General features: G+C 57.7%; 5 protein-coding genes, 1 rRNA gene and 2 pseudogenes. 4 read left to right on the top strand and 4 right to left on the bottom strand.

Annotated elements, in window-relative coordinates; translation table 11 throughout:
* Window positions 1-138: 138 nt before the first annotated feature.
* Both rrf and AAEZ06_RS26755 read left to right on the top strand, forming a co-directional pair.
* A 5S ribosomal RNA gene (gene rrf / locus AAEZ06_RS26765) occupies window positions 139-254 on the top strand.
* Window positions 255-658: 404 nt separating this feature from the next.
* On the top strand, window positions 659-2,539 hold the full coding sequence (locus tag AAEZ06_RS26755; RefSeq protein ID WP_350617081.1) for a methyl-accepting chemotaxis protein: 1,881 nt from the start codon (window positions 659-661) through the stop codon (window positions 2,537-2,539).
* 64 nt (window positions 2,540-2,603) lie between these two features.
* Here AAEZ06_RS26755 and AAEZ06_RS26750 read toward each other — a convergent pair.
* Window positions 2,604-2,873: pseudogene (locus tag AAEZ06_RS26750) on the bottom strand (hypothetical protein).
* Between the two features lie 71 nt (window positions 2,874-2,944).
* Window positions 2,945-3,655: a GntR family transcriptional regulator gene (locus tag AAEZ06_RS26745; protein WP_149415224.1), complete on the bottom strand. Its 711-nt coding sequence runs from the start codon at window positions 3,653-3,655 to the stop codon at window positions 2,945-2,947.
* 276 nt (window positions 3,656-3,931) lie between these two features.
* Here AAEZ06_RS26745 and lapG point away from each other — a divergent pair, with 276 nt between their 5' ends.
* Both lapG and lapD read left to right on the top strand, forming a co-directional pair.
* Window positions 3,932-4,627, top strand: coding sequence for a cysteine protease LapG (lapG, locus tag AAEZ06_RS26740; protein WP_350617078.1), 696 nt, complete (start codon window positions 3,932-3,934; stop codon window positions 4,625-4,627).
* Window positions 4,628-4,635: 8 nt separating this feature from the next.
* The gene (gene lapD, locus AAEZ06_RS26735; RefSeq protein ID WP_149415222.1) at window positions 4,636-6,582 is read left to right on the top strand and encodes a cyclic di-GMP receptor LapD; all 1,947 of its coding nucleotides are present in this window, start codon (window positions 4,636-4,638) and stop codon (window positions 6,580-6,582) included.
* A gap of 228 nt (window positions 6,583-6,810) precedes the next feature.
* Here the strand turns inward: lapD and AAEZ06_RS26730 are convergent, their stop codons facing one another.
* Window positions 6,811-7,149 (bottom strand): tryptophan synthase subunit beta, encoded by a 339-nt coding sequence (locus AAEZ06_RS26730; RefSeq protein WP_350617076.1) that lies wholly within the window; start codon window positions 7,147-7,149, stop codon window positions 6,811-6,813.
* A gap of 153 nt (window positions 7,150-7,302) precedes the next feature.
* Window positions 7,303-11,512, bottom strand: a pseudogene (locus AAEZ06_RS26725) (LapA family giant adhesin); the annotation flags it as partial.

The raw sequence follows: 11,512 nt of genomic DNA, 5'->3' as shown, positions 1-11,512 counted from the left end.
TTCCCCATGTGAGAGTAGGTCATCGTCAAGATTAAATTCCGAAACCCCATTTGCGAAAGCAGATGGGGTTTTGTTTTTTGTAGAAGTACATGAATTTCACCAGCACGCTGCAAAGGCAACGGTCTGGTCACAGAATTTCTTGACGACCATAGAGCATTGGAACCACCTGATCCCATCCCGAACTCAGCAGTGAAACGATGCATCGCCGATGGTAGTGTGGGGTTTCCCCATGTGAGAGTAGGTCATCGTCAAGATTAAATTTCGAAACCCCTGTCTGCTAACGCAGACAGGGGTTTTGTCGTTTAGGGCTCAACGCAAGTCAGAGGATGCCATCCTCAGTCAAGTCGGCCGTATCCACGGCATTGTCCAATCGACTGCGCAGCCAACCGTAATGCTTGCTGTAAAGCGTCTGTACTGCGCACTCGAGAGATGGCATTGACAAAGACCTGGTCAATGCCCCGAGCCGCTACCATTGGTCGGTTTTTCACATTAAAAGAGGATGTATCTCACAAATCCCTAAGTTTTATCCGGACGAGGCCGAAAGCCTGATGAGCAATACGTGCACTGAAATAGAGCGGTCGAAGAGTCTGCCTATACCGTTACATGGAAAGTTGCATCCGGCACGCTCACCCATTTTTGGCAAAAAGAAGTCGATGAAATGAATCTCAAATTCAGTCATAAAATTCTGTTGGCCGCGTCAGGCGTTGTGGTTTTGGCCTTCGCGTTATTCACGCTGTACAACGACTATCTGCAACGCAGCACCATCAAACAAAACCTGGAGTCGTCCATCCAGCAGTCAGGCGATCTGACGGCCAGCAGCGTGCAGAACTGGCTCAGTGGCCGGGTGCTGGTCCTGGAAGCTCTTGCGCAAAACATTGCCTATCAAGGCAGCAATGCTGACCTGCCAGGGTTGGTCGATCAATCGGCTTTCACGTCGAACTTTCAGTTCACCTACGTTGGCCAAACCAATGGCGTCTTCACCCAGCGTCCTGACGCGAAAATGCCGGATAGTTACGATCCGCGTCAGCGCCCCTGGTACAAGCAGGCAGTCGCCGCGGACAAGACCATGCTCACGCCGCCCTATATGGCCGCTGTGGGTGGCTTGATCGTTACCATCGCCATGCCGGTCAAGAAGCACGGTGAACTGCTCGGTGTGGTTGGCGGTGACTTGAGCCTGCAAACCCTGGTGAAGATCATCAACTCGGTGGATTTCGGCGGTATCGGTCATGCGTTTCTGGTTAGCGGCGACGGTCAGGTCATCGTCAGTCCGGACCAGGACCAGGTGATGAAAAATCTCAAGGACATCTACCCAGGTACCAATGTCCGCATCGAGAAGGTCAATCAGGATGTGCTCCTCAAGGGTCAGGATCGAATTCTGTCTTTTACCCCGATCAGCGACTTGCCGAATGCAGACTGGTACATCGGTCTGTCGATCGACAAAGATAAAGCCTACGCACAGCTGGGTAAATTCCGTACGTCGGCCTTGATCGCTATGTTCATCGCTGTCGCGGCGATTGCCGTTCTATTGAGCTTGCTGATCCAGGTGTTGATGCGCCCGCTGACCACCATGGGCCGCGCCATGCAGGATATCGCCCAGGGCGAGGGTGATTTGACCCGACGCCTGGCCGTAGAAAGCAAAGACGAATTTGGTGAACTAGGCAGCGCCTTCAACCAGTTCGTCGAGCGAATTCACGCATCGATTTCCGAAGTTTCCTCGGCGACGCGTCAAGTGCATGATCTGTCCCAGCGAGTGATGGCATCATCCAACGCATCGATTATCGGTTCTGATGAACAGAGTGCTCGCACCAACAGTGTGGCCGCTGCGATTAATGAACTGGGTGCCGCCACTCAGGAAATCGCCCGCAACGCCGCCGATGCATCGCAACACGCCAGCGGTGCCAGCGAGCAAGCTGATGACGGTCGCAAAGTGGTGGAAAAAACCATTCTGGCAATGTCGGAGTTGTCGCAGAAAATCAGCCTGTCCTGCACCCAGATTGAAAACCTGAATGCCAGCACCGATAACATTGGCCACATTCTTGACGTGATCAAAGGCATCTCCCAGCAAACCAACCTGCTGGCCCTCAACGCCGCGATTGAAGCGGCACGGGCCGGGGAAGCCGGGCGCGGTTTTGCAGTGGTTGCCGATGAAGTACGCAACCTGGCCCACCGGACCCAGGAGTCGGCAGAAGAGATCCACAAGATGATCACCTCGTTGCAGATCGGTTCGCGCGAGGCGGTGACGACGATGAATGCCAGCCAGGTGTCCAGCGAAGAAAGTGTCGAGGTGGCCAACCAGGCCGGCGCACGCCTAGTCAGCGTGACCCAGCGAATCGTCGAGATCGACGGGATGAACCAGTCGGTAGCGGCGGCCACCGAGGAACAGACCGCCGTGGTGGAAACCCTCAACGTCGACATCAACCAAATCAACATGCTGAACCAGCAGGGCGTCGTCAACCTCAACGAAACCTTGAAAGACTGTGATGCACTCTCGCAACAAGCCAGCCGTTTGAAGCAGTTGGTTGATAGCTTCAAGATCTGACATTCGTTCTGCAAAGCGCTGGATAAGACGTTGTGGTGATGGGACAAGCCCGCTCACCACAACCTCAGCCGAGCAACTGGCGTACGTTATCCGGCGCGCTGTCGGAGAATGCCTGAACAAACTGCTTAAAACCCTGCAAAGCCTCGACGTTTGTGTCGACGGGCTCGGCAATGATTGCCATCGTGTAAGACCCTATTGCGCAGCGATCCCACGCCCGTGCCCGTCATCTCGATGTGCGACAGGGCAGGAATAAACAGCAGACGATCGTCACTGATGACTCCGTGGGGGTGCCGTGCGGATTGTTGATCAAGGTATCGGGTTGAAGTTGTGCCATAAGGTTGCTACCTGCAACCCATTGGTGCAGCCCTTTGTGGCTTAAAGCGAGCACTGGGCTTCCTGGTAAATCTACAGCGGCTCTTTCTCGTTATTCTGCTCCAGGCCGTTCAGGTAGAGCGTGATGACTTCCATCCCTCTCATAAGATGGTTGCGTAAGGTCAGAATGCTTTCGTCGACTTTTTTTTGTGCGACCAGGTTCAGCAGTTCGCGATGGTCCTCCTGAGAAGTCTCGGACAGTCCCATGGCTTCAAGGTTGAAGCGCAGGAACCGCTCCTCTTCGTTCAGGCCGTGTTCAACCAGCTTCAATAACCGCTGGTTGGGCGCCTTGCCATACAAGGCCATGTGGAACAAGCGATTGAGCCGGCCAATTTTGGTGTAGTCGATTTCGTGTTCAAGGGCAGCGATGTAGCCACCCGCTTGGGTGATGTCGTCATCCGTGAGCAGCGGGATCGACAAGCGCAACGCTTCGGACTCCAGAAGAATTCGCAGAGCGTAGGTCTCGGCTGAGTTGTCTTCTATCAGTGGCGCAACCACGGCACCTTTATGGGTAACGACATGCAGCAGTGACTGTGCCTCCAGTTGGCGCAACGCCTCACGCACCGGCATCCGGCTCACTCCGAACAGGCAGGCCAGTTCTTGTTGGCGCATTGCAGTGCCGCAGGGCAGGCGACCATCCAGGATGGCGTTGCGCAATGTTTCTTCAATTACGGAGCGAGCGAGGTGGGCGGGAATGGGTCCGCTGACGTTGATGCTGCTCAAAGGGTTCGGCTTCTGCGTCACGACTACGCTATCCTCCTTTATTAGAATGGCTTCGACTAATTGGATCCAATGCACACTAGAGCTTGCATCCAAGCTTGTCAAACAGGCAAAGTTTTCGTTTGTAAGCGGCTCCATGACCCTCTATATCGTCCCACATCGCGGCTTGGCGACGTCTTACAGACCTTGTGCCAATAAGCTTGGCGGGCCAGGGGTGATCGCACCGTGCCATTGTTTTTTGCCGGTCGAAGCTTCACCATCGCTTGATTATCCGTCTCTCTCTACGGACTGAACGCATTGGTGGTACGTTTTATTTCCTCCTGGATCGTGTGCTGGCTGTTTTCAGCACTGCTGCTGGCTGGCTTATTGCCTGGCGGGTTGCATGCCGATTGGGATTTTTCCCAGATCAGCCGCCGGGCCACCGACCTGTATGGTCCGCTTGGTGCAGGCCAGCAGCGCATTGACGACTGGCAGCGGCTGTTGGCGACGCAAAAGCAGGTCAGCGAGCTGGAACAGCTCAAGGTGGTCAACCTGTTCTTCAACAAGCAGATGCACTATGTGGAAGACATCGACCTCTGGCACCAGGTGGACTATTGGGAAACCCCCATTGAAGCGCTATGGAAGGGGGCCGGGGATTGCGAAGACTATGCAGTCGCCAAGTATTTCAGCCTGCGTCACCTGGGCGTCTCCAGCGACAAACTGCGCATTACCTACGTCAAGGCCTTGCGTCAGAATCGAGCCCATATGGTCTTGACCTATTATTCGACGCCAGACGCGATGCCGCTGGTGCTCGACAGCCTGATCGATGACATCCAGCCCGCTAGCCAGCGGACCGACTTGCTGCCCGTCTATTCCTTCAACGCTGAAGGCTTGTGGCTGCCGGGCGCCAAGGGCAACAAAAAAGTAGGCGACACCAAGCGCTTGTCGCGCTGGCAGGATGTGTTGAAAAAAATGCGTGCGGAAGGCTTTCCAGCCGAGCCTGCCATCAAGGAGTAACCATTCAGATGTCTCTGTTCAAACAACTGTTGATCGCTATCTGTCTGTTCCTGGTGGTCGCCTTCAGTGGCAGCTTCATGGTCAGCCTGGAAAGCTCGCGTACCCAGTACGTGAACCAGTTGCGCTCCCATGCGCAGGACGCGGCGACGGCGCTTGCGCTGTCCCTGACGCCCAATATCGACGACCCCGCCATGGTCGAGTTGCTGGTCAGCTCGATCTTCGACAGCGGCTACTACGCGAGCATCCGCGTGGTGGACCTGACGAATGACCAGACCATCGCCGAGCGCAGCGGCATCCCCGACAACAACGACGTGCCGAACTGGTTCGTCAAGCTGATCGGCCTGGAGCCGGCCGGTGGCGACGCTCTGGTCAGCCGTGGCTGGGAACAGGCGGCGCGGGTCGAGGTGGTCAGCCATCCGATGTTTGCCCTGGCCAAGCTCTGGCAGAGTGCCCTGGGCAGCCTGGGCTGGTTGCTGCTCTGTGGTGCGGTAAGCGCAGTGCTCGGTGCGCTGCTGCTGCGCCGGCAGTTGAAGCCGCTCGATTACATGGTCAAGCAATCCCACGCCATTGCTCGTCGCGAGTTCCTCAGCCTGCCCGATCTGCCGCGCACGCCGGAGCTGCGGCGGGTGGTACAGGCGATGAACCAGATGGTGGAAAAACTCAAGGCGCTGTTTCAGGAACAAGCCGAGCGCAGCGAAAAGCTGCGGGTGGAGTCTTATCAGGACACCCTCACGGGTCTGGCCAACCGCCGTTATTTTGAGATGCAACTCAACGCCCGGGTCAGTAACCCTGAGGAAACCAGTTCCGGTTATTTGCTGCTGCTGCGGGTCAAGGACCTGGCGGGCCTCAACCAGCGTCTGGGCGGGCAGCGCACCGACCAGTTGCTGCAGGCCGTCGGTGAACAACTGCTGCGCCAATGCGAGCCATACCCGGAAACCCACAACCTGGTCACCCGTATCCGTGGCGGTGAGTTCGCGGTGCTGGCCCCGGGGCTGATGCGTGAAGAGGCGCTGCAACTGGCGCAAAATCTGGAAAGTACCCTACTCAGCCTGCAAGCCACCGGGGCCAGTGACGTCACACCGGTTGCTTGTATAGGCCTGGCCCCCTTCACCCACGGCGACTCGCCCCAGGCACTGCTGACACTGGCCGACCAGGCCTTGGCCCAGGCTGAAACCCAGGGCGATGTCAGCTGGGTCTGCCTCGACCACGCCGCTGCCGCCAGCGTCGGTGACGACCACCATGCCTGGCACACTCTCCTGGATCGGGCCTTGACCCAGCAGCGCTTTGAGCTGTATTTCCAGCCGGTAGTGGCCAGCCAGGACACGCAACTGATCTTGCATTACAAAGTCTTGTCCCGCTTGGTGGATGACCACGGCCATACCATCCCGGCCGGGCGCTTCCTGCCCTGGCTTGAGCGGTTCGGCTGGTCGGCACGCCTTGACCGGTTAATGCTGGAGCTGGTGCTCAAGCAAATGGGCAGCCACGAATACTCACTGGCCTTGAACCTGTCCGCTGCCACGCTGGCCGATCCTCAAGCCCTGAACCGGGTCTTTGATCTGCTGCGTCAGCATTCCAACCTAGGCCCGCGCCTGACTCTGGAAATCGGTGAAGAACAACTGCCCGAACAAGCGGTGCTGGAGCAATTGACCCATCGTCTGCGGGAATTGGACTTTTCCCTGAGCCTGCAGCGTTTTGGCGGGCGCTTCAGCATGATTGGCAACCTGGCGCGCCTGGGTCTGGCGTACTTGAAGATCGACGGCAGCTACATTCGCGACATCGACCAGGAAAGCGACAAGCGTTTGTTTATCGAAGCCATCCAGCGCGCCGCCCACAGCATCGACCTACCGCTGATTGCCGAGCGGGTGGAGACCGAAGGTGAGCTGAAGGTGATTCGCGAGATGGGGATTTTTGGTGTGCAGGGGCAGTTGTTTGGCGAACCGGCGCCGTGGCGCTAACAGGCAACACCGCAGGGCTTATGTGTGGCACCGCGGGCATCTCGTAGCCGTTGTCGAGCCCCAGCGAGGCTACGTCGCCCGCAACGCCGCCATTAGATCAGACGCCAACACCGAGTCGTCTCCAGCGCAGCCTCGCCAGGGCTCGACAGCTGCGAGAAATAGCAGCGGCTACACAATGTGTACATACACAGGTAGCGATAGCTGTGGGTCACCGTAGTTACAGAGACCTCAGATCAACCCCGTCTCTTCATCATCGATCAATTGACTCAGCCCACCCAGCGCTTCCCGCGCCTGGTTACGGTCCAACAACTTGGCCTGGGCCGCCGGCGGTAGGTCGGTCACGCTGATCACCCCTTTTCGGGTCAGCACCTGAATCAAGTCGTCGAGTACCCGGATCATCTCCAGGTCGCTCTGCTTGAGCTGATTCAAGCTGGTCTCCACCACTTCATTGGCGTACCAGTCCTGGATCTCATGATGATCGGCCGGCAGCGTTTCTGTCGACTCGGCGAAGGCAGCCGCTTCCACGCGAATCAACACGCCTTGCGCATCACGTTGCACGTAAAACATAGAAATCCCTCAGGAATAAGTAGCACGCAATCAGCAGCATAGGCTAACGGTGCAAGTGTAGCCGTGAGTATGCGGTGCAACCGTCACCCAGAGCCAGTGACGAGGCGCCAATGTGCATCGGCCGCCCTGGGTGGGCGGCCGATGAACCTCGTCTTAGACGGTGTGATCGATCTTGATGGTCGGATCGGCACCGGAGATCAGAGAGTTGATGCTGGTGTGCGACCAGTCATTGCCTTCCAGCTTGATGGTCACATCCGCGTTGGCCAGGCCGCCGGTAGCATTGAGCTTGCCTTCACTGCTGACCTGCAGGGTCGACACACCCTCCACGGTGGTGATCTTGAGGAAGTTGTCGATGGAGCTGTCGCTTTCACCCTTTAACAGATCCCGCAGATCAATCCGGTCGCCTTCGGACGCCTTGAAGTCCTTGATCACGTCGTTGCCGATGTCACCCGATCTCCAGACGAAAGTATCGGCGCCTGAGCCGCCAGTCAGGATGTCGTTGCCCGAACCGCCGAGCAGAATATCGTTACCTTCACCGCCGAGCAGCGTGTCCTTGCCGGTGCCGCCCAGCAGAATGTCATTGCCCTTGCCACCATCGAGATAATCATCGCCGCCCTGGCCGAACAGGATGTCATCGCCCGCGCCGCCCAGCAGACGGTCGATACCGTCCTTGGCGCCGGACACGTCGAAGTCGTTGTAGTGCTCGGTGATGTACTTATGCACATCCTGGCCGGTGACATTGGCAATCCCGGTATTTTGCGAAACCAGCGATTGCAGTGCATCGTAGCCTTCGCCCGTCACGCCGCTGAAGCTCACCAGGTCGCCGAAGATGATGTCATTGCCATTACCACCGTTGACGTTGTCGGCCCCCGGCAGTGTTGCTTCGGTGTGGCCGAGGATGGCGTTGGCCAAATCCTTGGGATCGATGTTGGTTTGGGGCTTGCCGTCGGAGTCGTACGGGGACAAGTCATTGAGGCTGACGTTCTTGTTCAGGCCGATGGCTTCCACCCCGGAAAGCTTGCTCAACGCGGTGAAGCTGGCGCTCGAGCCGGTGTTTGCCTCGTCAACGTTCCACCAGTTGTCATACCCAGTGCCGGCGAGTTTGGAGAACTCGAATGTGCCGTCGCCCTGGGCGTGTACCTGGCCTTTGAGCGAATACTTGCCGCCGTTGGTCGACAGGGACAGGTCGCCATTCGTCTCGATTTTGATCGTGTGGGTTTTATCGATCGCCAGGGTATAGGCCTGGCCAATGGTGTAGTTGCTGGCGAGCAACACGTCGTCGAGTCGCACAGTGTCGTACAGGTACGGGTTGGTCAACTCGTTCGACTGGTAGTACGTCGGTTGGCCATCGGTGATGAAATACGTCATGTTGGTGGCACCGCTGGCGCTGGCCTTGTTGGCCAGAGCCGTGCTGCTGTTGAAGAAGTTGCTCGTGGCCTTGAACACGTCTTCGTAGTTGGTACCGCCACCCGACACCATGGAATTAAGCACGGTCATGAGCTTGTCCAGGGCGCCTGTTTCCTTGAGGTTGACCGAAATCGATTGGTTCACCCTATCATCAAAGTCAGCCAGGAAAATATTCACGGTCCCTGCGCCGGTGGTACCTATGCTCTTTAGCAGTGTCTCGAATACTGATTTCAACGATGCCTGCGCCGCCAGGACCGAGTCATCGTTCATGCTGCCCGAGCTGTCGACCATGAAGGCGATGTTGTAGTTCTGGCCCTGGACCACATGCAGACCGCCGATATCCGCGACCATGATGTCGTTGTCGTCGGTGCCATTGAGCGTGTCGCTGCCCGAGGTGCCGGTCACTTCGTGGTAGGTCGATGGGTACACCACCACTGGAATTTTCGCGATCGTGTTCGCCGAGCCACCCAGTGATTCGGTGGACGTCGACGTCACTGTCAGGTCGAACTTGCCGCTGGTGTAAGGCGCAGGCTTGAGGGTCAAGGTGGCCAGGTTCCAGCCATCCAGAGTCGTCGTGCCATTGGCCGCCGTTGCGGTAAAGGTATGCCCGGCACCATCGCTGAGCACTGCACCGGCTGGTACGCCGCTGATCTTCACGCTCAAGCTTTCCGAACCGTCGATATCAGACAGGCTGGTGGTGACCTTGGACAGGTTCACCGTGCCGTTCTCCTGGCCTTCGTTGAGCTTGTAGCCCGTGTAGTAACCGTCGCCGTTGCTGCCCTGCAGATCGGAGACGTTCACGCCGGCATTGATCAGGTCGGTAACGCCGGTGTACAGCGGCACATTGGCCTTGCTCAGGTTGACCGCGGTGGCGCCGTTGATCGACAGGTTGACGTCATAGCTGCCAGGGCCTGCCTGGTTGGCGTGGTAGATCTCGAGGCTGTAGTACCCGCTGACGGTTGGGGTGAACGTGCCGCTGAACTTACCGCTGTTGTTGCCCCACGTGGCGCTGGCCACGTTCGTACCGCCGACGTTGACCAGCAGGCTGTCATCGCCGGTACCGCTGAAGGTGTAGCTCTTGCCGGCTTCCATGTAGATCAGGCCGGACGTTTTCGAGCCGGCGGTGGCCGCGACGTTCGAGCTGGATTCGACATTGGTCACAGTGCTTTTGGTGTTCGCTATGCCAGCGTTATCAATGGCGTTTTTCAGCACATCAGCCGCAGCACCATTGCCGTTGCTACCCAAGCCGGAAATGCTGTTCCAGCTTTCCTTGATCAGGCCTACGGAGTTGACGTTATTGTTCGCCACCGCGAGGTTCGGCGCGTCGGCTATCGGTGTAATGTCGACTTTCACCGTCGCCGCGTTACCCAGCGTTACGCTATCGGTAGGCTGGAACTTGAACTGCGCGTAATCCGCCTGCTTGTTACCCATGCCGGTACCGCCATAGCCGTCGGTCCCGGATTCGTTGGTGTCTGACAGAAAGCGTAGCTTGCCATCGTCGATCTGGGCCTTGGTGAAGACCTGGCCACTGGTTACGTTAGTCCAGGTAACGCCATCCGCCGCGAGGAACTGCAGTTTCCCGGCCACCGGCAATTCGGTGATTTTCACCCCAAGGTTGGCGGCAGGCGAGTCGACATCGGTGATACCGAAGTTCGACCAGAGCAGTGCCTTGCCGATGTCTTCCTGGCCGGTAATCGCGCCGCCGGTCGCTACAGGCGCATCGTTGACCGCCGTCACGTTGACCGTGGTGGTAGCAGTATTGGAATAGTTGCCGCCATCGGTGACCTTCACCGTAATGATCCGCGGCGTGGTGCTCGGGTCTTCACTGTTGTTGCTGAAGGTAATGTTCTTGATGCGCTGCATGTAGTCGGCCAGCGTCGCCTTGCCTTCAAGAACCAGAGTGATGGTGCCCGTCTGGTTGTTGGAGTTGATGGTGATGCCACCGACGTTGATACCAAGGTTCAGTACGTCACCTGCCTGAGCGTTGGTCAGGATCACCGTGGCACCGGTGAGCATGGTGCTGTCCGGGTCGGTGATGCTGATATCGGTGTCGGCAATCGACACGCCAGGGCCTGCGGTGCCTTCAGTAAAGGTCACCTTGTAGTCTGCACCGATGACGCCGCTGGAGTTGTTGGCGTCCAGGTCGAGAACCGGCGGGGCGTCATTGTCGATGATGTTTGTGTTGGCGCTGCCGGTACCGATCACCAGATTCTCGAAGTTGCCGCCAGTGGTCGATGCAATCTTGACCACGAAATTCTCCGTAGTCTCGGTCAGCTTGTCATCGAGGGTTCTGACATCAAACGGCACACTGCTGGCGCCGGCCGGGATCTTCACGGTGTACACGCCGCTGAAGTCCGAACCGTCGATGGCGGTGCCGCTGTAAGTCAGCGTCACGGTAAGTTCCGTGCCGGCCGGGTTGGTCAGGTTCAGCGTGTAGTGCGCAGTGTCACCCTCATTGACCGACGTGTCGCCGGTAATGCTCAGGGTGGTCTGGGTACTCACGTCGGTCACTTTGGTGACCGCTGGCGTACCGTCGAAGGTCAGGTGCTCGTACTTGTCCGCGCCGCTGACCAGCGTGGCGATCGTGGTCGACACGTTGGTGCCGCCGGTATACGGGTCATTTGGTGCGGTAATGCTGGTGGTACCGAAGGTTTTGCCGTTGCCGATGGTAATAGTCTCGCCATTGGCCAGCTTGATCACCAGATCGGAACCGAGGTTGGTGACTGCAACATTATTTTTGCCCACCAGGGACGCGGTGTAGACGATCTGACCGCCTTCATCCACGGAGATCGTGGCCTTGAGCACCACGGTTACATCGTCGATGGTGTCTTTGACGAGGGTATCCGCTGCGCCGCCGACAATTTGCAGCTTCTCGAAGTTACCGCCCGTGATGCCGTCCGGCTTGATGGTGGCCGAGACAGTGCTTTCGTCTTTGAAGACGTCATCGGTTGGAGCG

The organism is Pseudomonas sp. HY7a-MNA-CIBAN-0227, assembly GCF_040310325.1.
Classification (GTDB): domain Bacteria; phylum Pseudomonadota; class Gammaproteobacteria; order Pseudomonadales; family Pseudomonadaceae; genus Aquipseudomonas.
This window is presented reverse-complemented; position numbering and strand designations above follow the sequence as displayed.

What these genes read in the sequence shown, in the direction of transcription:
- AAEZ06_RS26730 (WP_350617076.1), bottom strand. Translation starts at nt 7,149, where the DNA reads ATGTTTTACGTGCAACGTGATGCGCAAGGCGTGTTGATTCGCGTGGAA.
- AAEZ06_RS26755 (WP_350617081.1), top strand. Translation starts at nt 659, where the DNA reads ATGAATCTCAAATTCAGTCATAAAATTCTGTTGGCCGCGTCAGGCGTT.
- lapD (WP_149415222.1), top strand. Translation starts at nt 4,636, where the DNA reads ATGTCTCTGTTCAAACAACTGTTGATCGCTATCTGTCTGTTCCTGGTG.